The sequence below is a fragment of the Agrobacterium sp. rho-13.3 genome (genome assembly GCF_033957765.2).
In the GTDB taxonomy this organism is placed as follows: Bacteria; Pseudomonadota; Alphaproteobacteria; order Rhizobiales; family Rhizobiaceae; genus Agrobacterium.
Map to the genome: position 1 here is coordinate 3,007,188 of NZ_CP192774.1, position 22,671 is coordinate 3,029,858.

The following is a 22,671-nucleotide window of genomic DNA, read 5'->3' on the forward strand; positions in this document are numbered from 1 at the left end:
ACCGCTTGTCAGCCGTTGCCGCGTGATACCCAGCGATGCCAGCTTTCTTCACTGCCGCCAAACACGTTGAGATCGATCTTGCCCTCTACACCATGCGACAGGCCAGAGCCGGAATATTGCCAGAACAGCCATTTGCGATCTGGATAGACCTTGGACGGATGTTGTGCCACGGCGCGCAGCCAGAACGGGTAATCCAGAAGTTCACCAGACAGGTGATCCTTGTAGAAATCCGGTGCGGTATAGATGATCGGGCGCTTGCCGTAATGCCGCTCCAGCATGTCCATGAAGACCTGCATCTTTTCCAGCACCTTGGCGCGGGGAAGACGCATTTTGCAACTGGATTCGCCGTTATATTCAACGTCGATCACCGGCGGCAGCGCATCCGGGTCACGCGGCACATTGCGAATGAACCATTCCGCCTGATGGCTTGCCGGGCGACACCAGTAGAAGAAGTGATAGGCGCCGCGGCGCACACCTGCGGCCTTGGCACGGTTCCAGTTGGTCTTGAACATCGGGTCCAGATGGTCGCCACCATCGGTCGCCTTGATGAACGCGAAGTTCGCGCCCCGTGATCTCAAGCCTTCCCAGTCGATATTGCCCTGCCAGCGGGAAACATCCACGCCGTGCACTTGGTAATGCCGGGGTGTGACCTTGCCGAAATTGATCGGCTTGGCGTCACTGAAATTGGAGCGGAAAATGCGTGAGCGTACCGCCGGTCCAGCATTGATGGCAGGGGCAGCGGCCATAGCCAGCTGAACCGGCTTTTCATTCGGCAAAACCACGCCGGCTTGCGGTGCCATCGCTGCATTGATCTGAGGGACGGCACGCGGAATGCCTTGCTGATGGTCTACGGCAGCAAAAGCTGGTGATCCTGATGGCATCGGTCCACCCCAGGCCAGAACCTTTTGGCTGGGTTCGGCACGCAGCGGTGCCTGCATGTTTCCAACACTGGCCTGCGGGACGGGCGCGGAAGGCGTCACCGAACTTGTGGTCTCTTTGGAAGGTATGCCCGCCATCAGGCCATCCGGCCCGGAACTGGACGTACAGCCCGTAATGGATAGGCAGGCGAGTATAAACGCTGGCACTGTCGATCGATGCATGAGAACCCGTACGCAAAACAAACAGGCAAGTGCAAACGGCACCACCCTGAGACCATGAAAAATTATGACTAACCACAAATTATCAAAAAAGACTGAATCCAATCTTTACGAACGGCAATGGTTCAAAATGGAGAAGGCGCATCGCAATAAACATTTCGCTATCCCGACGTGAAAGCAGATAGCAAAACGCGCGGACAAAGCTGCCCGCGCGTAAACTCAGATCGCAAAGTTTTGGAGATTACGCCGCGAAGCGATTGCCCTCGCGCCGCCCATGCGTGGCCGCCAGACGAAACTGCTCCAGCAATTGCAGCAGCTGGTCCGTTTCTTCGTTCAACTGCTCGCTTGCCGCGCTGGTTTCTTCCACCATGGCGGCGTTTTGCTGGGTCAGCAAATCCACCTCGCCAACAGAGCTGTTGATCTGTTGCATGGCGATGGACTGGTCCTGCGTGGACTGTGTGATCTGTTGAACATGGTCGCTGACGTGGGAAATCTGCGTGCCGATTTGGGCCAAGGCATCGCCGGTTTTTGCAACCAAGCCAGAACCGGTTGCGACTTCCTTGGATGACACCGCGATCAATTCCCGGATTTCCCTTGCCGCTGCGGCAGATCGCTGAGCCAGTTCGCGCACTTCATGCGCTACAACGGCAAAGCCCTTGCCTGCTTCGCCCGCCCGCGCGGCTTCAACGCCTGCATTCAAAGCCAGCAGGTTTGTCTGGAACGAGATGGAATCGATCACCTCTGTGATATTGCCGATGGTCTGGGATGCATTCTCGATCCGCTGCATGGCCGAAACCGCATTGCGGACGATGACCAGCGACTCCTCGGTATTGCGACGGGTTTTGTCGACAATATCGTTGGCTTCGCGGGCGCGGTCCACGGCATTGCGCATGTTGGAATTGACCTCATCCACCGCGGCGGCCGTCTCTTCAAGTGACGCGGCCTGACGTTCGGTACGACGGGCGAGATCGACAGCGGACACAGACATCTGCTGGGCATTGTCCCTGATAGCACCGACATTTTCGCGAATCCCGCCGATGGTTTCGCGCAGCCGCAACATGGACTGGTTGAAATCGACGCGCAATTGTTCAAGACGACCATTGAAGGGGGTATCGATGGTGGTCGAAATATCGCCTGCCGAAAGACGTCCCAGACCGCCGGCCAACGCGCTGACTGCGAATTGAATCTGGCGATCCAGTTCCTTGCGTTCCGCATCGTTGGACTGGCGCTCGGCTTCTGCCGCCGCTCTCTGCTCTTCAGTTGACGCTTCAAGGCGGATGCGCTGCTCTGCATTGTCTTTGAAGACTTCCAAGGCGCGGGCCATGTCGCCGATTTCGTCGTAACGGTTCTTGCCGTCCAGCGGAATGTCGATTTCCCCCTTGGCCAGACGTTTCATCGCGCTGACGATACCAAGGATTGGGCCTTTGAAGGTCATCACCAGGCCGATGCCTGCAAAAATCGCTACCAGCACGCCAATCACCATGGCAGAGAGCGAGATGCCATCGGCCTTGCCGCGCTCGGTGTCGGCAGCGGTCCGCTGCTTTTCGGCAAAGCCCGTCAGATTGGTCCAGACGTGACCAATTTCGGCTTCTGCCATGCTGAAGGCCACCTTGCGCTGTTGCGAAAGCGCCAAAAGATCCGTGGCGGAGCCATCCAGCTTCGTGGCCAGTTCATCAATCGCCTTGGCACTTTTGCGCGTGCCTTCCGACATCTTGCTGTCGCCGGTCATTTCACCGGTGGACACATTCAGACGGAATGCGGCATCGCGGAATTTCTCAAGCCCCGGCTTGTCTGGGGCGGCCACATAACCTGCCATGTGTAATTCGAGGTTTTTAGCATCGTCGGCAACCTGCCGTGCAGCGGCGAGGAAGGCCGTCGCCTGTTCGATGGGCTGGTCAAGCTGACCAAAAACCTCGGTTGCCTGACGGGATTTGACCGTCGCAAAACCCTGCAAACGAATGGTCGCGGGGCGCATGAGGTTGACTGAGCGCTCGATCGCGCCGACCGTGGCGTCGTTGACGACGCCGATGTTGAGCTGCGCACGGATTTGCGCCACACCGTCGGCAAGCTGGTCTATAATCATCTTCTGATCGACGGTGGCAATGGCGACGAGTTCTTTGGCGGTGGTTTCAAGATTGCCAATGGCAGCCTTCACAACGGCAGTCTTTTCGTCCGGCAGCATCACCTTGTTGAAATCTGTCACCACTGTGGCAATGAGATTTGCACCACGATTGAGCTTGTCAGCCTCGCGCAAAAGCAGCTTGGCCTTTGTCTCGTCGGTCTGGAGCGTGTTTCTGATATTCGTGGCGTTCGCCAGAAGGCCGTTCAGCTCCTTCACGATGGTGGAAAGGTCGGTTCCCATACCAGCGCGGAGTGCTTGCTCCTTCTGGTGGCTGGACCACAATTCGTCCACTTGCGTGTTGATGACTTTTGTTCGCTCGATTGCGTCTTTTATTTCGGTGGAGTTGCCATCTTCCGTGGCGCGCAGAAAATTGGCCTGTTCCGCGAGTTGGCGATGCAGCGTCGTGCGGGTCTCGTCGTTAGTGTTGTTAAGAAACGACGTCATGCCGCCATAGACTTCCTTGAATCCCGTCAAGGACTGTAAAATCGTATTGGAAATATCCATACGGCTTTGCAGAAGGTTTGAGGCGTAGAGACCCGAAAATCCGACAGCAAGAATACTTGCAACGAAGGGTGCGATGAAAACAATGACTTTTGTTTGTATTTTGAATCGCGCAAGAAAGTTATCGATCACCATTGTTTTCCCAGAAGCCCCTTTTTGATTATATATCGGTATTTGCCGATATGATTATGTAGGTAAAACTACTGCGATTCAGGTTTGAAAAAACGGTTAAGACCGCGCAATTTCTTCTCATCGTGATGGCGAAAAGAGAAGCTGGCACTCTTGCGCCAGCCCCAATTTTTTTGACGGTTTCGAATACGAGCTGTTCAGTTCACAGCCTTGAGCGTGGTTTGAAACGCATCCACGATCATCCGCACAAGTTCCTTGTGAATGTCTGATCTGTCACGCCGACCTCCCGGCTCGCAGATGGGATCGACCTCGCCAATCGACTTCAAGAGTTCCGCTGCACCGTTTTTGCAGACCGGAAGAAAGCTGAAATGATCGCTTTCATCGACCTGCATGTAGGTGGCATCAGGCACGTCTTTGGCGAGTTGATCCGAAAGCACGGACACCGGGATTTTGCCGACACTGCCGAGATTGATGAACGTTAGTGGAATATCGATGGTCCTGAGGCTTTCTTGGGTGAAAGCGACTTCCAATCCCGGATCGACAAGCACTGCCGTGCGGATACGGTCATCGTGGTTCGATTGCTCGAAGCGTGCCTTATCAACAGTGTGCAAATCAAGTTTCGGCACTTTGATCTGTTCGTCATTTTTAAAGCCCCGCCCACCGGAAAACCATTGGCAATCCATGGATGTGGCATAGTCCACGCAATATTGCGCATAGGCACCGAGATTGGCGCGTGCACCGGCAAGCTCGATGGCCGTGCTTCCGCCTAGCGAAAAACCGAGGACACCGATGCGGTTTGCGTCAATGGATTTGGACCACGTCGCATCCCGGGTCAGCGATGTGATGATGGTGGAGATGTCATCCGTGCGCTCCCATATTTTCGGCGTATCGGCAGGCGTGGAATCGCCGCTGGTCGTGCCCGGATGGTCGGGTGCCGCGACGATAAAGCCAGCTTCGGCAAGCGCCGTGGCAATCCACGCCATACCAATTGCCCGAGAGCCGGAGCCGTGGGACAGCAGCACGAGAGGCTGGCGGTCTGGCTGGATGGCCGCATCCTTTATAGCGGGCGCACCTTCAAAAATACGGTTTTCACCGACATTGACCTTTTCGCCCTTGCCGTCGGACGGATACCAGACGGTAACGGAAAGATCCTTGCCGCGAGCGGTTGAATGAATGGTGATGTCGCGTGTGCCGACAGCCTGTTCCGCAAAGGCTGTGTGAGCGGTGAAAGTGCACAGCAGCATGGCGGCTGAAGAGATGATGGAGCGCATGGAAAAACCTCATGGATTTGAAAATAACGAGGTTGTTTTCGGCTCGCTGTCATTTTTCCACGCCCTGAAACGCGTTTGAGGTCGTACACAAACGCGATCTGGTCCATGAAAAGCATATTGTCATCTCTTGCCGGAAATGCCGCCCGTGCTGTTCGTTCCATTGCCCATTGTCGTCTCACTGCTGCTTTTGCTGATGCTGATTTCCGTCTTGCGTGGAAATGGCGCTGGCAAAGCCAATCGTCCGTTTCTGGCGTTGATTGCGCTCAGTGCCGTGCAGTCGGCCTTGGTGGGGTTGCGCTGGGGTTACCATATCGAATGGCTGAAATTTGCGTTGCCCATCATGGCATCGCTTCTGCCGCCTTTGGCCTATGCCAGTTTCAGAAGCCTGATGAACGACCGCCGCCAGGAGCGTGCCGTTACCATTGCCAGCGTCACCGCGCCCCCTTTGGCTATCATCGCGATGTTGTTGGCCTATCCCATCGCAATTGATTTTGCCCTTGTGCTGCTTTTCGTAGGCTACGCATTGGCGATCATTCTGCTGGGAAGGCGCGGACCGGATGGCTTGGAGGAGGCGCAGTTTGCCAGCGTGACGGCGGTGCACCGTGCGCTTTATATCGCAGCGGCGGCCTTATGCCTCTCCGCCACCTTCGATGTTCTGGTCCTCATCGATTTTGAGTGGTCGAGGGGGCAAAATGCCGGTGTCATCATCAGCAATGGCAATCTGCTCGGCCTTCTTTTGATCGGCTTGACGGCTTGGGTTGCGGGCGATAGCAGACCCGAAAAACTCTCAGGCGCGGCGCAGGCTGAAGCGGAAACGGTCAGTCCCACCGCCGAGGATCACGAGATTATGGCGCGGCTGGAAGAGTTGATGGCAAGTCATAGTGTCTACCGGGACGAAAATCTCAATCTTTCTCGCCTTGCGCGGAAACTGGCTTTGCCCAGCCGTCAGATTTCCAACGCCATCAACCGCGCCACCGGCGGCAATGTTTCGCAATACGTCAACCAGTTGCGGGTGCGGGATGCCTGTCGATTGCTGGAGGAAACGGAGCAGTCGGTCACATCCATCATGCTGGAAAGTGGCTTCCAGACCAAATCCAATTTCAACCGCGAATTTCGCCGCGTCACCGGCATGAGTCCGTTGGCATGGCGGGAGCGGGAGGTATGGAAACTGGTATCTGAAAACAAAAAAGGCCACCCGGCATAACCGGATGGCCCTCGAAAGATCGATGACGGCAGAGGATTACAGCGTGCCGTTGCGCTGCTGGATCATCATGTAGGTGTCATAGGTGTATTCAGCGATCTGCGCCCAAAGATACGCATCTTTCTTGAACGCCTGCTGGCTCTCGTAGATTTTCTTGAAGTTCTCGTTCACCGAAGAAATCTCGGCATAGGTTTCCAGCGCCGCCTTATGGCACACGTCGAGAATTTCCTGGCTGAATGGCCGCAGAATGGCACCCTGTGCAACGAGTTCCTTCAAAGCCTTCGGGTTGCGGGCATCGTAACGCTCCAACATGGAGGCGCTGCCAGCCGCACAGGCGTCCGTCAGGATGCGCTTGTAATTGTCCGGTAGGCTGTTGAACTTTTCCAGGTTCACGAAGGCGTGGCAGGCCGGGCCACCTTCCCACCATGCGGGATAGTAGTAATATTTCGCGACCTTGTAGAAGCCAAGCTTCTGGTCGTCGTAAGGGCCGACAAATTCCGTGGCGTCGATGGTGCCCTTTTCCAGTGCTGCGTAAACATCGCCACCAGCGATCTGCTGTGGCGTGATGCCAACCTTCTGCATGACCTGGCCGGTCAGGCCAGCGATACGCATCTTTAGACCCTTGAGGTCATCTATGGTGTTGATTTCCTTGCGGAACCAGCCGCCCATCTGCGCACCCGTATTGCCCAACAGAATGGAGTAGATGTTGTGCTTGGCAAGAAATTCGTTCAGCAATTCGTTGCCGCCGGCCTGGTTGAACCAGGCATTGGTCTGGCGTGCATTGAGGCCGAAAGGAACCGATGTGCCGAGTGCAAATGTCGGGTCTTTGCCGACATAATAATAGGAACAAGTATGGGCCATTTCGACCGTACCTGAAGTCACGGCATCGGCGGCCTGAAGGGCAGGCACGATCTCACCGCCTGCAAAATGCTGAATGACGAAGTTGCCGCCGGATGCTTCCTTGACGTGATCGGCGACGATCTGGCCAGCACCAAAAAGGATATCGAGACCCTTGGTAAAGGAAGAGGTCATGCGCCAAGTGATTTTTGGATTTTCCTGAGCGATGGCGGGTGCGGCAAGAGCGGTTGCGGTGACGCCTGCACCAACGGCACCTGCCTTGCGGATAAATGATCTGCGATCCATGTCGATTTAGCCTTGAAGATAAGAACACTAGGGCGAACCGCTTGGTACGCCTCCCGCGAGCTACTAACCATGTCCGGTTGCAGCCTTCAAGAGAATCTTGGTGATATTGGGTCGAGAGTTGATTGTTTTCGAGTAGAATGGAAAATTATGCTTCAACGCTTGGGTGCGGGGTCGTCAAATGCTGGATTGTAAAACAGGGATAGCGTCAGGCTGCGGGCGATACGCTCTGCGGTCGCCATAAACCAGTCGCGGGCTTGGCGATTGGGTGCAATGTCCTCGAGCGTCTGTGAAAACAGCGCCAGCCATTGCGGAAAAAGCTCCGCACTCATGCCGTGCAGCCCTACATGCGCCTGCACCGGCTTGCCGCCATAAGCCCCGGTCTTGAACGCAATGGCCAACCAGAAGCTTTTCATCTTGTCCATATGCTCCGGCCAGCGACCGGCCAGACGATTTTCAAAAACCGGACCCAGCGTCTCATGGTCGCGAATGCGGGCGTAAAACGTCTCGACCAGTCTGTCGATGAACGCAGCATCAACACTGATGTTTGCCATCTGCGCCTCTGCGCGCGTGCGGATTTCAGCATTGTGCGCGGCGCGAGCCTCGATGTGTTCGTTCATGAATGTCTCTCCGACGTTACCGGCAATATGAGTGAGCGGACTGCAACCCTCAATGTGGCGTTTTAACCACGGAAATAAAATTAGAATAGTTCTAAATTCACTTGCGAAAATTCGACGGCGAGATTATTTAGAATTATTCTAAAAAGGATAGTTGCATGTTTCGCAGTCTGTTTTCCCTTTCCAAGCGCCCTTTTTCCTCGCTCAGCGAACAGGAAATTCTCGCCCTTGCCATATCGTCTGAAGAGGATGACGCGCGTATTTATCGGTCCTATGCCGGGCAGTTACGCGGGCAATATCCACAATCAGCCAAAGTTTTCGAGGATATGGCGGAAGTAGAGCAGGCGCATCGCAATATGCTGATTGGAATGCACCAACAGCGTTTCGGTGAAATCATTCCGCTTATTCGCCGGGAGCATGTGCGCGGTTTTTACGAGCGCAAACCCGACTGGCTGGTGAGCAACCTGTCTCTTGAAAAAATCCGGGAGCAGGCCGAGCTGATGGAAAGTCAGGCCATTCGTTTTTATGACGAAGCGGTAAAGCATGTCACCGATGCCTCAACGCGAAAACTGCTGGGCGATCTGGCCGAAGCGGAGCGTGGGCATGAAGATATTGCCGGAATGCTGGAAGGCAAACATCTGCCGGAACACACGAAGTCCGAGGAGGAAGAAACAGCCAAACGCCAATTTTTGCTGACCTATGTGCAGCCGGGCCTTGCCGGGTTGATGGATGGTTCAGTGTCAACGCTGGCCCCCATTTTCGCCGCCGCATTCGCCACGCAGGATACTTGGCAGACCTTTCTCATCGGCCTGTCGGCATCGGTGGGTGCCGGTATTTCCATGGGCTTTACTGAAGCTGCCCATGATGATGGCAAGCTTTCCGGGCGTGGTTCACCGCTCAAACGCGGCTTTGCCTCGGGCATCATGACGGCGATTGGTGGTCTTGGTCACACACTGCCTTACCTTATTCCGCACTTCTGGACGGCAACGGCTGTGGCTGCCGTTATCGTTTTTGTGGAGCTGTGGGCCATCGCCTTCATCCAGAACCGCTTTATGGAAACGCCGTTTCTGCGCGCCGTGTTTCAGGTGGTGCTTGGTGGATCGCTGGTGCTGGCGGCGGGTATCATCATCGGTAATGGGTAACGATATGATTGGAGAAGGCCCACGAAACCTCGCGAGCCTTCCTCAGTTTAAAACTCAAGCAGCCTGCGGAACGCGGGCAATAACCTTGATTTCAAAATCGAAACCCGCCAGCCAGTTCACGCCAACCGCAGTCCATGTGGGATAAGGCTTTTCGTGAAAGACCTTGTCCTTGATGGGCATAATTGTGTCGAACTGAGTGGCCGGATCGGTGTGGAACGTGGTGACATCAATGATGTCATCGAAAGTGGCGCCCGCCGCTTTCAGCACAGCTTCCAGATTGTCGAAAGCAAGCTGAACTTGGCTTGCAAAATCCGGCTCCGCTGAACCATCGTCACGGCTGCCGACCTGACCGGAGACGAACAATAGGTCTCCAGATCGTACTGCCGCCGAATAGCCATGGGCTTCATACAGCGCGTGCCGTTTGGCGGGAAAAATTGCATCACGTTTGCTCATTTGTGTCTCCTGAATTCAAGGCAGCATCTTCCGTTCCCCGACGCAGCGCTATCAAGCGGCGGGCGGGGTGGATGATCTGACTTGTCGTTACTTTACTGTTCGGGTCCGAAACTGATATACGTCCCGTATGTCTAAATATGTGGGCATACGCCCCGTATGTCAATACGCATACGCGTCGTATGTGAACTTGTGGGGATGCAAATGATCGCAAGAACGCGAGCGCAAATGGTGGAAGAAACGCGCGCCAAGCTCATACAGGCAGCGCGAAAGGCTTTTGCATCAAGAGGTTATGCAGCTTCGTCCATGGATGATCTGACCGCAGAAGCCGGGCTGACGCGCGGCGCTCTCTACCATAATTTCGGTGATAAAAAGGGATTGCTGCAAGCGGTTATCGACCAGATCGACGCGGAAATGCTGGCCAGAATGCGTGTGGTTCAGGAAAAAGCCGAAACCCCTTGGCTCGGCCTGATGGCTGAAAGTCTCGCCTATATCGAAATGGCGCTGGAGCCGGAAATACAGCGCATCATGCTTCTGGATGGTCCAGCAGTGCTGGGTGATCCGGCCAAATGGCCCAACCAGACGGCCTGCCTTCGGCGCATCGAAAAAACCGTTCAGGCGCTGATCGATGAAGGAACACTCAAACAGGTCGATGCGAAGGCGGCGACGTGGCTTCTGAATGGTGCGGTGCTGAATGCGGCGTTATGGATTGCGGCGGCTGATGATCCGAAAACGGTGTTTTCAAAAGCAGCCGACGCCTTTCAGCATATGGCTTCAGGCTTATTGGCGGAAAGATGATGCGCAAACAGATCGGTATTCGATCTGTTTGCCGTAATATTAGCGCAGCGCGCCGACCAGAACATCTCGGCCATCTTCGATGGAAACCCAACGGCCTGTATTGAAAGAGGCCTGACGTTTCAAATAGGTGTAATTGGTGTCCGTCCAGATTTTGACGTCATCCGACAGGTTATCGAGGATGAAGTCGCCGTCATTGGTGCGCAGGGTCAGCACAGCATGGCCTTCGCCATCCGGCTTGCGAACAACGGTAATCAGAAGATCGGACACGGCAAAGCCACGTTCCATCAGCTTCTTGCGCTTCAAAAGAACAAAATCTTCGCAGTCACCAGCGGTGGTGGGATATTCCCAGACCTCATCCCTGCCATAGACTTCCAGATCGGTCATGGCGACGATTGTGGTGTTCACTTCCTTATTGATGTCACGAATGACCTTCCAGCCGTATTCCGTCACACGCGGGGGCGGGGTCAGCTTGCTGCGGATATCGCACTCGGAAATGTACTTCTGACAGAACTCGTAGTGACCGATAGGCTGGGACGTGATGCCTCCGGTGACCATGGCAGGGCTGCCCTTGTTTGCCGCCATTGCAGAGGCCGCAGAAAGTACTCCGGCCGCAACTGCTATCAGCAGAGCAAGCGCCCGCGGTGCATTCATCATGAAACCCGTCCCTTAAAATCTTAATGAAAAGTTAAGAGAGGTTGGGGGTGGGAGTCAATCGGAAGTCATCGTCCATGAACGCAAGATGAATAATATGGTTAAGATCGTTGCCGGTTTGCCTATAAAACAAGGCTTTTGGCCGCTGCCAACATGCGCTCTATGTCCTGTGGACGGGACAGTCGATGGTCGCCATCGCGAATAAGACTGAGCACGACGTCGTCCGCAGGCAGGTGGTCGAGCAATTTGAGGGCGTGGGAATAGGGCACATCCGCATCCTGCATGCCCTGCAAAATGTGAACCGGGCAACCGGTCTGGATGATGCCTTGAAGCACCCGGTTGTTGCGCCCGTCTTCAATCAGATCACGGGTAAAGATGTTCGGCTCGGGGCTGTATTCCGATGGTTCCTCGAAATAGCCTCTGTCTTTTAGAGACGCTTTTTCCGCTTCTGAAAGATTGGGTTCGATAAGTTCGAAAGTGAAATCCGGTGCAGGCGCGATCAGCAGCAGGCCTGCGACTTCGGGGCCATGCTTATCCTTCCGCAACTCTTCGATCAGCCGCAGCGCAATCCAGCCGCCCATGGAAGAACCCACGGCGACGATGCGCTTGGGGGCGGTGTGACGTAGGACAGCAATCGTTTCTTCCAGCCAGCGCGAGATCGTGCCTTTGTTGAAATCGCCCTTGGACGCGCCATGGCCGGAGTAATCGAGGCGAATGCAGGCAAGGCCGTTTTCTGCGGCAAACCGGTCCAGTTCCACCGCCTTGGTGCCGGTCATGTCGGAACGATAACCACCGAGCCAGACCAGTGCTGGAGCATCGCCATCGTGCTGCGCTTTGCGGGAAAGTATCGCGATATCGCGGGCCTCAGCGGCGGTGCCAACGGTAATGTACTCGATCGTTTGCTCGTTCATAATGATGCTGTTCTCCTGCATTTTGTTCTCCCTGTAGAGCAGATTCGGAAAAAGCACGACAGGAGGTGATTTTTTTGAGCGGCTGTGCTATTGACTTCGCGGCGGCATTCACGACATTTCCGCCATTTGCACCGACAAGCTGGTTATTTGCCGACGCGATCCCGAAACAGATCAGGAGAATACGACCATTCGCAGACCGTTCAAAGCCGATGCCCCCGTCAAAGAGGGCCCGCGCTCCAACAGGGAAATTCGAATTCCCAAAATTCAGCTTATTGATGAAGAAGGCCAGAACCTTGGCGTAATGCCAACGGATCAGGCGTTGAAGATGGCAGAAGATGCCGGTCTTGATCTGGTTGAGATTTCGCCGAACGCGGAACCGCCGGTCTGCAAAATTCTTGATCTTGGCAAGCTGAAGTATTCGACCCAGAAAAAAGCGGCCGAAGCGCGTAAGAAGCAGAAGATCGTTGAAGTCAAAGAAATCAAGATGCGCCCGAACATCGACACTCACGACTATGAAGTGAAGATGAAGGCGATGAACCGTTTCTTCGACGAAGGCGACAAGGTGAAGGTGACGCTGAAGTTCCGTGGCCGCGAAATGGCGCACCAGGAACTCGGTATGAAGCTTTTGCTCCAGGTGAAGGAAGACACCGTGGCAATAGCCAAGGTCGAAGCCGAACCTAAGCTGGAAGGCCGTCAGATGATGATGGTTCTGGCTCCGAAATAAATTCAAAAAACGCCTGTATTGCAGTCGTTTTGACCGAGTTGCAGGGGAATTGTTTATTCCCCGTTGCGCTTTTTTATAACTGCGGTTATAGGAGCGCGTCCGAACGGTCCGGCAGGGCATGCCGTGTCCGTTCCAGAATAGCTTGAAAGCAGGCTTCGTCTGCCTGTCTTTCGATACAAAATAATGGAGTAGCAAAATGCCCAAGATGAAGACGAAGTCCGCCGCTAAAAAGCGGTTCAAGATCACAGGCACCGGCAAGGTTCTCGCAGCCGCTGCTGGTAAGCGCCACGGCATGATCAAGCGTTCCAACAAGTTCATTCGCGACGCGCGCGGAACCATGGTTCTGGCCGACGCTGACGGCAAAAAAGTCGTCAAGAACTACCTGCCGAACGGTCTCTAAGACTTTTCCGCACATTTGGACATTTTAAGGAGATCATGACATGGCACGCGTAAAACGTGGCGTAACTTCCCGCGCCAAGCACACCAAGACACTCAAGGCAGCCAAGGGCTTCTACGGTCGTCGCAAGAACACCATTCGCGCAGCTAAGGCTGCTGTGGATCGTTCCAAGCAATACGCCTATCGCGACCGCAAGGTTAACAAGCGCAACTTCCGCGCTCTGTGGATCCAGCGTATCAACGCTGCTGTTCGCGAATTCGGCCTGACCTATGGCCGCTTCATCGACGGTCTGAACAAGGCTGGCATCGAAGTTGACCGTAAGGTTCTGTCGGACATGGCTATCCATGAGCCTGCTGCATTCGGCGTTCTCGTCGACACTGCGAAGAAGGCTCTTGAGTACCTCAAGGATGCTGGCACAACCAACGAATTTGAAACCGCTGTAAAGTAATTACGGCGCGGACAATCTGTTGTTCATTTGAAACCCGCGCCGGGCCACCGGTGCGGGTTTTATCGTTTGATGGCGGCTTTGAGATAAGGTCGCAAAGCGGGCGATGCGTCCGTGCATGAGTTACCAATGCTTGAAGCCAACGGTCCAGAAGAAAGAGCGAAAGGTTTTCACGTCCATCTTGAGGACGCGGATATCGCTGTTCTGATGCAGGCCTTGCTGACGAGCGATAGGCGCATTCTGCAAATGCATCTTTCAATAGGCTCCGTGTGGATCAAACGTCAGGGCACCGAACAGGCGCCGTGGTGGGTCAAGTTCCAGTCGTTTATGGCTTCGCTGCTGCCTTACGCGTTTCTGAAGCCTTCGCCCATTCTCAAACCCGCTGCCATGATGGCGCGGGAAAAGCGGCGGATGATCGAGTTCGGGAGTAAGGGTTTCCCCGTGCCGGACATCATCTACGCGTCCGAAACCGCCATCGTGCTGTCCGATGTGGGGCCAACGGTCCAACGCATTTTGAAAACCAAACGCGGTGCCGGTGATATCGATCATGACGCACTTCTCGTCGACTGCGCCGCAGCGATTGGCGATTTACATGCGGCTGGCCTTTGCCATGGTCGTCCGCACGTGCGCGACTTTTTCCTGCGCGACGGCCGCATCGGTTTCATGGACTTCGAGGAAGAGCCACAAGCGGTGATGCCGCTCGAAACCGCGCAGGCACGAGACGTTTGGTTGCTGTTTTTGCCATTGGTGATGCTGGCCCAAAACGGCCGGACAACACTTGACGCTGCCTATCGCGCATGGGCATCCCGTGCGCCGCAAGCGGCAAGAGCCGAATTGCGGCGGCTGGTGCGCGTTCTGGGTCGTTTTTTGCCACTCGCCCGGTTGATTGGGCGCGTGCGGATGGGTAGTGATCTGCAACGCTTTATCTTGGCGACGGATTATCTGAAGAATGCTGTTGAAACCGAAGCCGCAGGTGCAACGCCCGGCGAGGCAGGAAAATATGACTGAACTTGATACGTTGAAATCGCAATTGATCTCGGACATTACCGCTGCCGGGGATGAGACGTCCATTGAAGCCGTGCGCGTTTCGGCACTCGGCAAAAAGGGCTCGGTTTCAGAGCTTCTGAAAACCTTGGGCTCCATGACGCCGGAAGAGCGTCAGACGCGTGGCGCCGCCATCAATCAGCTCAAGACCGAAGTGACGGACCTGATATCCGCCCGCAAGACCGAGCTAAAAGACGCCGCCATCACCGCCCGCCTCAAAGCGGAAACGGTCGATGTAAGCCTGCCGGTTCGTCAGTCTCCTGCCGAGCGTGGCCGCATTCATCCAATCAGCCAGATCATTGATGAGATCACTGCGATTTTCGCCGATATGGGTTTTTCCATCGCGGAAGGCCCGGATATCGAAACCGACTATTACAATTTCACCGCGCTGAATTTCCCGGAAGGTCATCCGGCCCGCGAAATGCACGACACGTTTTTCTTCCCGCCGAATGAAAACGGTGAGCGTAAGGTGCTGCGCACGCACACGTCTCCCGTGCAGATCCGCACCATGGAAAGCCAGAAACCGCCGATCCGCATCGTCATTCCCGGCAAGACCTATCGTCAGGACAGCGACGCCACTCACTCGCCGATGTTCCATCAGGTCGAAGGTTTGGTCATCGACAAGAAGTCGCATGTCGGAAACCTGCGCTGGATTCTGGAAGAATTCTGCAAAACCTTTTTCGAAGTCGACAGCGTCGTCATGCGCTTCCGCCCATCCTTTTTCCCCTTCACGGAGCCAAGCTTCGAAGTGGATATCCAGTGTGATCGCTCCGGCCCCATCGTCAAATTCGGCGAAGGCAAGGACTGGATGGAAATCCTCGGTTGCGGCATGGTCCATCCCAACGTGCTGCGCGCTGGCGGGCTGGACCCGGATGAATATCAGGGCTTCGCCTGGGGCATGGGGCTGGACCGCATCGCCATGCTGAAATACGGCATGCCGGATTTGCGCGACTTCTTCAACGCCGATGTCCGCTGGATGAACCATTACGGCTTCCGCCCGCTCGACCTGCCGACCTTGTTCGGCGGTTTGAGCAGTTAAGGAGAAAAAACGATGAAATTCACACTCTCCTGGCTGAAAGAGCATCTGGAAACCGATGCCTCTCTGGAACAGATTTGCGAACGCCTGACCGCCATTGGCCTTGAGGTCGAAGACGTGGATGACAAGTCTGCTTACAAGCCTTTTGTCATTGCCAAGATTTTGACGGCTGAAAAGCACCCGGAGGCGGACCGCCTCAAGGTGCTCTCCGTTGATGCGGGTGATGGCAAGCCGGTGCAGATCGTGTGCGGTGCGCCAAACGCGCGTGCCGGTCTGGTTGGCGCGCTGGCGCGTCCCGGCATGTATGTGCCGGGCATCGATGTGACGCTGGCGATTGGCAAGATCAGAGGCGTGGAAAGCCACGGCATGATGTGCTCTGAAAAAGAGCTGAACATGTCGGACGATCATAACGGCATCATCGATCTGCCGGAAGATGCGCCAATCGGCACGTCTTTCGCGGCCTATGCCGGTCTGGACGATCCGATGATTGAGATCAATCTGACGCCAAACCGCCCGGATTGCACCTCGATCTACGGTATCGCCCGCGATCTCGCAGCCTCCGGCCTTGGCAGGCTCAAGACGAAGCCTGCCCCTGATTTCAAGGTAGAAGGCGTAACGCCGGTTGACGAGACTTTGGAACTGGACGATGCGGCCCTTTGCCCCGGCTTTTCGTTGCGTATCGTGCGCGGCGTGAAGAACGGCCCAAGCCCGAAATGGATGCAGCAGCGTCTGTCGGCCATTGGCCTGCGCCCCATCAATGCGCTGGTGGATATCACCAACTACATGACCTTCGATCAGGGTCGCCCGATGCACGTCTTCGACGCTGCGAAGGTGACGGGCAATCTCGTCGTGCGCCGCGCCAAGGAAGGCGAAACCATTCTGGCGCTCGACCAGCGCGAATATAAGCTCGGCCCCAACAATGTGGTCATTGCCGATGATAACGGTCTTGAGTCCATCGGTGGCGTCATGGGTGGCGAACATTCCGGTTGCGACGAAAACACCGTCGACGTGCTGATCGAATCCGCCCTTTGGGATCCGATCAACATCGCCAAAACTGGCCGCGCGCACGGTATCATCACGGATGCGCGTTACCGGTTCGAGCGTGGTGTCGATCCTGAATATATGGTGCCCGGTCTCGAGCGCACGACCGAACTGGTGCTGGAGCTGTGCGGTGGTACGGCGGGTGAGGCCAAGGTTGTCGGCTACAAGGGCTTTGAACCGAAGTTCGTCGACTTCCCATTGTCGGAAGTGAAGCGTCTGACGGGTCTGGAAGTTTCCAGCGAAGAGAGCTTGAGTATTCTTAAGGGTCTTGGTTTCGGCATCGAAGGCTCGGGCGAGCGCGTCAGCGTGTCCGTTCCTTCATGGCGTCCCGATGTGGATGGCAAGGCCGATCTGGTGGAAGAGGTTATGCGTATTCATGGCGTCGATAACATCAAGCCGGAGCCGCTGGAAAACCTCGGTGCGGTCAATGGCCGTATTCTCACCACGCTGCAAATCCGCACCCGCATTGCGCGTCGTGCGCTGGCCAGCCGTGGAATGCTGGAAGCGGTCACATGGTCCTTCATCCCGGAGGCACATGCAAAGCTGTTCGGCGGCGGTTCGCCCGCGTTGAAACTGGCAAACCCCATTGCTGCCGATATGTCGGACATGCGGCCTTCACTGCTGCCGGGTCTTTTGACCGCTGCACAGCGCAATGCCGATAAAGGCCATGGCGACGTGGCAATTTTCGAAGTGTCGGGCACCTACGAAGGTGATACGCCAGAAGCCCAGCGCCGCGTTGCCGGTGGTGTTCGCCGTGGTACTGCATCTCTGGCAGGATCTGGCCGGGCATGGTCCAACGTTGCCAAGGGCGGCGGCAAGCCGGTAGATGTTTACGATGCAAAGGCCGATGCGCTGGCTGTCATCGAAGCCTGCGGCCTGCCCATGAGCAATGTGCAGATCGAAGCGGGTGGACCAGACTGGTATCATCCGGGCCGCTCCGGCACCATCAAGATGGGGCCAAAGGTCATCCTTGGTTACTTCGGCGAATTCCACCCGAAAACCCTGTCCGAACTGGATGTCTCCGGCGTGTACAGCGGCTTCGAAATCTATCTCGACGCCATGCCGGAGCCAAAGAAAAAAGCGACCCGCACAAAGCCAGCATTGGAACTTTCACCGTTCCAGACGGTCAAGCGCGACTTCGCTTTTGTGGTGGATAAGACAGTTGAAGCCGGTGCCATCATCAAGGCAGCAACCAGTGCCGACCGCAAACTGGTAACGGGCGTCAACGTTTTCGACGTCTTTGAAGGTGCATCCGTTGGCGAAAACAAAAAGTCCATCGCCATCGAAGTGCAAATCCAGCCGGTCGACAAAACCCTGACGGATGAGGATTTCGACGCGCTGACAGCCAAGATCGTCGGCAATGTCGAGAAATCGACCGGTGGTGTTCTGCGCGCCTGAGACCCGTATCTTGTGAAATCAAAAAAGGCCGAGGAAATGCTTCCTCGGCCTTTTCGTTTAGCGGTTCGCCATCGCCGCCATTTGCTCAGGATATCGCCCGCCAGCCACCTTGGCAGGAGATAAGAGATCACCGAGTTTGGCGGCTTCTTCTGCGCTCAGGGACAGGTCGGCGGCGGCCACGTTCTTTTCCAGGTTTGCGATCTTGGTGGTGCCGGGAATAGGCACGATGAAATCGCCTTGTGCCATGACCCATGCCAGCGCCAGTTGACCGGCGGTCACGCCTTTCTCTTCCGCCATGTCTTCCAGCAGCGTAATCAGCGCCAGATTGGCGTCGAAGTTTTCGGCCTGAAAGCGAGGCAGGGAGCGGCGGAAGTCGGTGTCTGACAGACCATCGAGTTTCTTCAAGGCGCCTGTTAATACACCGCGACCAAGCGGGCTGAACGGCACGAAGCCAATGCCGAGTTCACGGCAGGTGTCCAGCACGCCGTTCTGCTCCACGTCTCGCGTCCAGAGGGAATATTCGCTCTGGAGCGCGGCGATGGGGTGAGTGGCATGGGCTTTGCGGATGGTTGCGGCATTGGCTTCGGAAAGGCCAAGGTGTTTTACCTTGCCCGCTTGCACCAGTTCCGCCATCGCGCCAACCGTCTCTTCAATGGGCACATTCGGATCGACGCGGTGCTGGTAGAACAGATCAATGACGTCGACGCCCAAACGTTTGAGGGATGCTTCGGCGACGGCGCGAACGTTTTCCGGTCGGCTGTCGGTTCCCACCATCATCTGCCCGGCTGGTTTGGTGGCATCGATCTTGAAGCCGAACTTGGTGGCGATTGAGACCTTGTCGCGATAGGGCTTCAGGCCTTTTCCGACCAGAACTTCGTTGGTGTGAGGACCATAAACCTCTGCCGTATCGAAAAAGGTCACGCCGAGTTCCACGGCCCGGTGCAGCGTCGCAATCGCGCCCACTTCATCTCCCGAAGGGCTGTAGGCGTGGCTCATGCCCATGCAGCCGAGGCCGAGGGCGGAAACGGAGAGATTGTCTCCGAGAAGTCTGTTGTGCATCTGTCTGGCCTTTCCATAAAGGAACCGCCCGTCGTTACGAGCGTGAGGACACGATACTCCGCCAAGACGGCAAAAATAATCGCTGCAAATCCACTTAGCTTGTTCTATTATTTAGAACAATGAACCGTGTGCAACTGTCCCAACTGGCTGTTCTGGCCGCCGTCGCAGAAGGCCGAAGCTTCCGAAAAGCAGCGGCAGAGCTTGGCATTGCGCCTTCTGCCGTCAGCCATGCTGTGTCTTCGCTGGAGGCAAGCCTTGGCCTGCGCCTGCTTCACCGCACCACGCGCAGTGTCTCTCCGACGGAAGAGGGCAGGCGGCTGCTGGAAACGCTGGCACCGGCTCTGGCCGATATCGATGCCGTCATCGGCGCGCTTGCCGAACATGGAGGCCGTCCTGCGGGGCCGCTACGCATTACCATGCCGCGCCTTGCCGCTGAAGATTTGATCGTGCCGAAGCTCGGCGAATTTCTACGCCTCTACCCGGATATTTCTCTCGAAATTTCCACCGATGACCGGTTCGAGGATATCGTTGCCAAGGGATTTGACGCGGGCGTTCGGCTGGGCGAAAATCTGGAGGCCGATATGATTGCCGTTCGCGCCAGCGGGTCTTGGCGCGGCGCAATTGTCGGTTCACCCGCTTATTTTGAGGACCACGCCATCCCGCAGCATCCGCGGGACCTGATGCAGCATCGCTGTATCCGCCGCCGGTTTTCAAGTGGCCTGCCATATCGGTGGGAACTGGAAAAAGACGGAAAGCCGCTGGTGGTGGATGTGCAGGGGCCGCTCATCCTCTCGGATCAAAGCCTCATCCGTAGCGCCGCGATTGATGGCGCAGGCCTTGCTTTTGTTTTCGAACAGCGGATCGAACAGGATATAGAGCAAGGAACGTTGCTGCGCGTTTTGGGAGACTGGTGCGCGCCGTTTGATGGCTTTTACATCTATTACCCCTCGCGCCGGCAGATGCGCCCGGCGCTGAGGGCTTTTGTGGATTTTTTCCGCTTCAAAACTTGATGCGATAACGAATATGGCCATCGCTTGTCGTGTAGCTATCATACAGCTTGCGGGCTTGGGCGTTGTCCTCATTGGTGTGCCAGTAAAGACGCGACCATCCCTTATCTTTGCAGATGACAATCAGGTCATCGATCAGCGCCCGGCCAATGCCTTTGCCGCGAATGGTCGCGTCAATGAACAGGTCTTCCAGATAACAATCCGGCGTTTTGACCCAGGTGGAATCATGGAAATGGTGGATGGCAAAACCCACCACCTGTCCATCGAGCACTGCAAGGCGTGCGGCAACCCGCGAGTCGGGATCGACGATCCGCGCCCATGTGTGGGCGGTGACATCGTCGGCCAGATCGACATTATAAAAAGCCAGATAATCATTCCACAGCTTCAGCCATTCCGCCCCATCTTCGGGGCGGGCATCACGAATTGAAAGGACCATTTATGCGCCAGCCTTGTCGAGAAGAGATATCATTTCGTCCGTCAGTTTTAGATCGACGGCCCGCTTGAAGCTTTCAAGCTGCGAAAGGCTGGTGGCGCTGGCAATCGGTGCAGTCACGGCCTTTTTGCTCAACAGCCAGGCGAGCGCGATGTCGGCAAGCTTCGCGCCCGTTTCGACGGCAATCGTATCCATAACGCCGAGAATGGCCAGACCGCGGGTGTTGATATAATCGCCAACGCGATAGGAACGGGCCACACCTTCCGTATCCGCCTTGCTGCGATACTTGCCGGTCAGAAAACCGGCGGCAAGGCCAAAGTAATTGATGACGCCAATATCCTCTTTTACGCTCAGATCAGCCAGCGGCCCTTCGAAGCTTTCGCGCGTGTAGAGGTTATATTCCGGCTGAATGACATCGTAACGGGACAGATTGTTGTTTGCCGCTACGTCAAGCGATTCCTGAAGCTGTTCGGCATTATAGTTGGAACAGCCGATAGAGCGAATTTTGCCCTGTTCCTTCAACTTAGAAAAGGCGTGAAGCGTTTCCTCGAGCGGGACATCCGCATCCGGCTTATGGGCGAGATAGAGATCGATATAATCCGTCTGCAACCTTTTCAGCGAAGCATCGACAGCCTCGGCGATCCATTGGGCGCTCAAACCCGTCTTGCGTTCATTATTGTCGAACCCGACCTTGGTAACGATGATGGCATCCTCCCGGCGAAGGCTGCTCTGCTTCAGCCATTTGCCGATGATGGTTTCGGACTCGCCGCCCTGATGTCCCGGAACCCATGCGGAATAAACATCTGCCGTATCGATGGCATTGAACCCGGCGTCGAAGAACGCATTCAGCAATTGGAAAGAGGTTTTCTCATCCGCTGTCCACCCAAACACGTTTCCGCCGAAAACAATTGGGGCAATGGAAAGGCCGGTGCGGCCAAGTGCGCGTTTCTCCACGAAAAATACTCCTTATCGGGTTTCTGTTGCGCGCGACGTTAGCAACCGCGCCAAGACATAACCATCGAATTTCCTTGATGGCTGGGTATAGCCTGCGTGATGGAAACGTTATTCAGCTTGAAAGGGTTCGGTAAAAACTTGGCGGCTCGGCGTGATGCTGTTGCCAGACGCGGCGAAGATGGCGCGCAGACGCAAAACCAGACCGCTCCGCCACCGCTTCCATATCCAGCCGCGAGTGTGCGAGAATATCACGGGCAAGATTGACGCGCATGAGATTGATGTAGTCCACCACCGTCATATCTGTGTGCTCTCGAAACAGCCGCGAGAGATGCCGTTCGCTCAAATGGGCCGTTCGCGACAATATCGGCAACGACCAGTCATGGGCGGGGTCCGCCATAATGGCATCCTGCGCCTTGTGGATGGCGGGGTGAATATGGTTGCGACCAAAAAGCCAGGGCGAAATTTGCGGATCGTGTCCGCTGCGGCGCAGATAAATCACCATTGTTTTGGCAATGCCAGCCGCAACCACCGGGCTGGTCGCAGCCGCCACGAAATGCAGCAGAAGATCAATGCCCGTGGAAATGCCAGCACTGGAGAAACATCGGCCATCCTCCACGAATAGCCGGTTTTCCAGCACCTGTGCCAAGGGCGCGATGCGCCGCAACTCGGCGATACAATCCACATGGGTGGTGCATTGATGGCCATCCAGCAATCCGGCTTCGCCCGTGATCAGGGCACCGGAGCAGATCGAAATTATTGTCGTGTCGTTTCTCACGGTCTTGCGGAGCCAGTGGGACAATACCCGCCGCTCTTCGATAGCGCCGGGGTCTAATGCATTTTGTGAGGCACCGCCAGAAATCAGAACCATGGCGTTTTCTGGCAGCGTTTCGGGCAAAGGCTCCAAGCCTGCCAGAGAAAGGCCAATGGTTGTCGTTTGGCTCGGGCTGACGGCCACATAATGGCAATCGAAGTGAATGTCGTTCTGTTGCTGGTTGGCATAGCGCAACACTTCCAATGGACCTGCCACATCAAGCAGCAATGTCTGCGGCGGCAACACCACAAAAACGGGGGTGATTTGGGTGGGCATGCCGCCGCTTGTCATC

At 55.8% G+C, this 22,671-nt stretch carries 22 protein-coding genes; 10 read left to right on the plus strand and 12 right to left on the minus strand.

Annotated elements, in window-relative coordinates; genetic code table 11:
* Nucleotides 1–8: 8 nt before the first annotated feature.
* The 3 genes from RMR16_RS14580 to RMR16_RS14590 form a co-directional block, all read right to left on the minus strand.
* Nucleotides 9–1,100 (minus strand): glycoside hydrolase family 25 protein, encoded by a 1,092-nt coding sequence (locus tag RMR16_RS14580; protein ID WP_320200184.1) that lies wholly within the window; start codon nt 1,098–1,100, stop codon nt 9–11.
* 238 nt (nt 1,101–1,338) lie between these two features.
* Nucleotides 1,339–3,855, minus strand: coding sequence for a methyl-accepting chemotaxis protein (locus RMR16_RS14585; protein WP_413786005.1), 2,517 nt, complete (start codon nt 3,853–3,855; stop codon nt 1,339–1,341).
* 191 nt (nt 3,856–4,046) lie between these two features.
* On the minus strand, nt 4,047–5,120 hold the full coding sequence (locus tag RMR16_RS14590; RefSeq protein ID WP_320200182.1) for an alpha/beta hydrolase family protein: 1,074 nt from the start codon (nt 5,118–5,120) through the stop codon (nt 4,047–4,049).
* A gap of 145 nt (nt 5,121–5,265) precedes the next feature.
* Here RMR16_RS14590 and RMR16_RS14595 point away from each other — a divergent pair, with 145 nt between their 5' ends.
* A complete protein-coding gene (locus RMR16_RS14595; RefSeq protein WP_320200181.1) occupies nt 5,266–6,324 on the plus strand; it encodes a helix-turn-helix domain-containing protein in 1,059 nt (352 codons plus the stop codon).
* 36 nt (nt 6,325–6,360) lie between these two features.
* Here RMR16_RS14595 and RMR16_RS14600 read toward each other — a convergent pair whose 3' ends face one another.
* Both RMR16_RS14600 and RMR16_RS14605 read right to left on the minus strand, forming a co-directional pair.
* A complete protein-coding gene (locus tag RMR16_RS14600; RefSeq protein ID WP_320200180.1) occupies nt 6,361–7,464 on the minus strand; it encodes a TRAP transporter substrate-binding protein in 1,104 nt (367 codons plus the stop codon).
* A 152-nt stretch (nt 7,465–7,616) separates the two neighbouring features.
* Nucleotides 7,617–8,081, minus strand: coding sequence for a group III truncated hemoglobin (locus RMR16_RS14605; RefSeq protein WP_320200179.1), 465 nt, complete (start codon nt 8,079–8,081; stop codon nt 7,617–7,619).
* Nucleotides 8,082–8,236: 155 nt separating this feature from the next.
* On the opposite strand from RMR16_RS14605, the gene mbfA reads away from it, so the two are divergent.
* Entirely contained in the window at nt 8,237–9,220 is a 984-nt protein-coding gene (mbfA, locus tag RMR16_RS14610) for an iron exporter MbfA (RefSeq protein WP_320200178.1), read from the plus strand.
* A 54-nt stretch (nt 9,221–9,274) separates the two neighbouring features.
* Here mbfA and RMR16_RS14615 read toward each other — a convergent pair whose 3' ends face one another.
* Entirely contained in the window at nt 9,275–9,673 is a 399-nt protein-coding gene (locus RMR16_RS14615) for a RidA family protein (protein ID WP_320200177.1), read from the minus strand.
* Nucleotides 9,674–9,874: 201 nt separating this feature from the next.
* Between RMR16_RS14615 and RMR16_RS14620 the strand changes: the two genes are divergently transcribed.
* Complete coding sequence (locus RMR16_RS14620; RefSeq protein WP_320200176.1) at nt 9,875–10,468, plus strand: TetR/AcrR family transcriptional regulator; 594 nt, start codon at nt 9,875–9,877, stop codon at nt 10,466–10,468.
* A 39-nt stretch (nt 10,469–10,507) separates the two neighbouring features.
* On the opposite strand, the gene RMR16_RS14625 is transcribed toward RMR16_RS14620, so the two are convergent.
* Entirely contained in the window at nt 10,508–11,122 is a 615-nt protein-coding gene (locus tag RMR16_RS14625) for a transglutaminase-like cysteine peptidase (protein ID WP_320200175.1), read from the minus strand.
* Nucleotides 11,123–11,241: 119 nt separating this feature from the next.
* Nucleotides 11,242–12,030, minus strand: a complete 789-nt coding sequence (locus RMR16_RS14630; protein ID WP_320200378.1) for an alpha/beta hydrolase — start codon at nt 12,028–12,030, stop codon at nt 11,242–11,244.
* 187 nt (nt 12,031–12,217) lie between these two features.
* Here RMR16_RS14630 and infC point away from each other — a divergent pair, with 187 nt between their 5' ends.
* The 6 genes from infC (at nt 12,218) to pheT (ending at nt 18,115) form a co-directional block, all read left to right on the plus strand.
* The gene (gene infC, locus RMR16_RS14635) at nt 12,218–12,754 is read left to right on the plus strand and encodes a translation initiation factor IF-3 (protein ID WP_320200377.1); all 537 of its coding nucleotides are present in this window, start codon (nt 12,218–12,220) and stop codon (nt 12,752–12,754) included.
* A gap of 196 nt (nt 12,755–12,950) precedes the next feature.
* Nucleotides 12,951–13,154, plus strand: coding sequence for a 50S ribosomal protein L35 (gene rpmI / locus RMR16_RS14640; RefSeq protein WP_113086357.1), 204 nt, complete (start codon nt 12,951–12,953; stop codon nt 13,152–13,154).
* A 40-nt stretch (nt 13,155–13,194) separates the two neighbouring features.
* Nucleotides 13,195–13,599 carry a 50S ribosomal protein L20 gene (rplT, locus tag RMR16_RS14645; RefSeq protein WP_320200174.1) on the plus strand — a complete coding sequence of 135 codons (405 nt, stop codon included), beginning with the start codon at nt 13,195–13,197 and terminating at the stop codon, nt 13,597–13,599.
* A gap of 126 nt (nt 13,600–13,725) precedes the next feature.
* Nucleotides 13,726–14,604, plus strand: a complete 879-nt coding sequence (locus tag RMR16_RS14650) for a serine/threonine protein phosphatase (protein ID WP_320200173.1) — start codon at nt 13,726–13,728, stop codon at nt 14,602–14,604.
* Nucleotides 14,597–15,679, plus strand: a complete 1,083-nt coding sequence (pheS, locus tag RMR16_RS14655; protein WP_320200172.1) for a phenylalanine--tRNA ligase subunit alpha — start codon at nt 14,597–14,599, stop codon at nt 15,677–15,679. The genes RMR16_RS14650 and pheS overlap by 8 nt, the downstream gene beginning before the upstream one ends.
* A 12-nt stretch (nt 15,680–15,691) precedes the next feature.
* Complete coding sequence (gene pheT, locus RMR16_RS14660) at nt 15,692–18,115, plus strand: phenylalanine--tRNA ligase subunit beta (RefSeq protein ID WP_320200171.1); 2,424 nt, start codon at nt 15,692–15,694, stop codon at nt 18,113–18,115.
* Between the two features lie 57 nt (nt 18,116–18,172).
* Here the strand turns inward: pheT and RMR16_RS14665 are convergent, their stop codons facing one another.
* Nucleotides 18,173–19,174: an aldo/keto reductase gene (locus tag RMR16_RS14665; protein WP_320200170.1), complete on the minus strand. Its 1,002-nt coding sequence runs from the start codon at nt 19,172–19,174 to the stop codon at nt 18,173–18,175.
* A gap of 119 nt (nt 19,175–19,293) precedes the next feature.
* On the opposite strand from RMR16_RS14665, the gene RMR16_RS14670 reads away from it, so the two are divergent.
* Complete coding sequence (locus tag RMR16_RS14670; RefSeq protein ID WP_320200169.1) at nt 19,294–20,184, plus strand: LysR family transcriptional regulator; 891 nt, start codon at nt 19,294–19,296, stop codon at nt 20,182–20,184.
* Here the strand turns inward: RMR16_RS14670 and RMR16_RS14675 are convergent.
* The 3 genes from RMR16_RS14675 to RMR16_RS14685 all read right to left on the minus strand — a co-directional run bounded on the left by RMR16_RS14675 (nt 20,174) and on the right by RMR16_RS14685 (nt 22,670).
* Nucleotides 20,174–20,617 (minus strand): GNAT family N-acetyltransferase, encoded by a 444-nt coding sequence (locus tag RMR16_RS14675; protein ID WP_320200168.1) that lies wholly within the window; start codon nt 20,615–20,617, stop codon nt 20,174–20,176. The genes RMR16_RS14670 and RMR16_RS14675 overlap by 11 nt on opposite strands.
* Nucleotides 20,618–21,568: an aldo/keto reductase gene (locus RMR16_RS14680; protein WP_320200167.1), complete on the minus strand. Its 951-nt coding sequence runs from the start codon at nt 21,566–21,568 to the stop codon at nt 20,618–20,620.
* A 112-nt stretch (nt 21,569–21,680) separates the two neighbouring features.
* A complete protein-coding gene (locus tag RMR16_RS14685) occupies nt 21,681–22,670 on the minus strand; it encodes a GlxA family transcriptional regulator (RefSeq protein WP_320200376.1) in 990 nt (329 codons plus the stop codon).
* Between the last annotated feature and the right edge of the window lies 1 nt (nt 22,671).

Excerpts from the sequence above, each read along its gene's own strand:
- RMR16_RS14580 (WP_320200184.1), bottom strand. The coding sequence starts at position 1,100 with ATGCATCGATCGACAGTGCCAGCGTTTATACTCGCCTGCCTATCCATT.
- RMR16_RS14585 (WP_413786005.1), bottom strand. The coding sequence starts at position 3,855 with ATGGTGATCGATAACTTTCTTGCGCGATTCAAAATACAAACAAAAGTC.
- RMR16_RS14590 (WP_320200182.1), bottom strand. The coding sequence starts at position 5,120 with ATGCGCTCCATCATCTCTTCAGCCGCCATGCTGCTGTGCACTTTCACC.
- RMR16_RS14600 (WP_320200180.1), bottom strand. The coding sequence starts at position 7,464 with ATGGATCGCAGATCATTTATCCGCAAGGCAGGTGCCGTTGGTGCAGGC.
- RMR16_RS14605 (WP_320200179.1), bottom strand. The coding sequence starts at position 8,081 with ATGAACGAACACATCGAGGCTCGCGCCGCGCACAATGCTGAAATCCGC.
- mbfA (WP_320200178.1), top strand. The coding sequence starts at position 8,237 with ATGTTTCGCAGTCTGTTTTCCCTTTCCAAGCGCCCTTTTTCCTCGCTC.
- RMR16_RS14615 (WP_320200177.1), bottom strand. The coding sequence starts at position 9,673 with ATGAGCAAACGTGATGCAATTTTTCCCGCCAAACGGCACGCGCTGTAT.
- RMR16_RS14620 (WP_320200176.1), top strand. The coding sequence starts at position 9,875 with ATGATCGCAAGAACGCGAGCGCAAATGGTGGAAGAAACGCGCGCCAAG.
- RMR16_RS14625 (WP_320200175.1), bottom strand. The coding sequence starts at position 11,122 with ATGATGAATGCACCGCGGGCGCTTGCTCTGCTGATAGCAGTTGCGGCC.
- RMR16_RS14630 (WP_320200378.1), bottom strand. The coding sequence starts at position 12,030 with ATGAACGAGCAAACGATCGAGTACATTACCGTTGGCACCGCCGCTGAG.
- rpmI (WP_113086357.1), top strand. The coding sequence starts at position 12,951 with ATGCCCAAGATGAAGACGAAGTCCGCCGCTAAAAAGCGGTTCAAGATC.
- rplT (WP_320200174.1), top strand. The coding sequence starts at position 13,195 with ATGGCACGCGTAAAACGTGGCGTAACTTCCCGCGCCAAGCACACCAAG.
- RMR16_RS14650 (WP_320200173.1), top strand. The coding sequence starts at position 13,726 with ATGCTTGAAGCCAACGGTCCAGAAGAAAGAGCGAAAGGTTTTCACGTC.
- pheS (WP_320200172.1), top strand. The coding sequence starts at position 14,597 with ATGACTGAACTTGATACGTTGAAATCGCAATTGATCTCGGACATTACC.
- pheT (WP_320200171.1), top strand. The coding sequence starts at position 15,692 with ATGAAATTCACACTCTCCTGGCTGAAAGAGCATCTGGAAACCGATGCC.
- RMR16_RS14665 (WP_320200170.1), bottom strand. The coding sequence starts at position 19,174 with ATGCACAACAGACTTCTCGGAGACAATCTCTCCGTTTCCGCCCTCGGC.
- RMR16_RS14670 (WP_320200169.1), top strand. The coding sequence starts at position 19,294 with ATGAACCGTGTGCAACTGTCCCAACTGGCTGTTCTGGCCGCCGTCGCA.
- RMR16_RS14675 (WP_320200168.1), bottom strand. The coding sequence starts at position 20,617 with ATGGTCCTTTCAATTCGTGATGCCCGCCCCGAAGATGGGGCGGAATGG.
- RMR16_RS14685 (WP_320200376.1), bottom strand. The coding sequence starts at position 22,670 with ATGACAAGCGGCGGCATGCCCACCCAAATCACCCCCGTTTTTGTGGTG.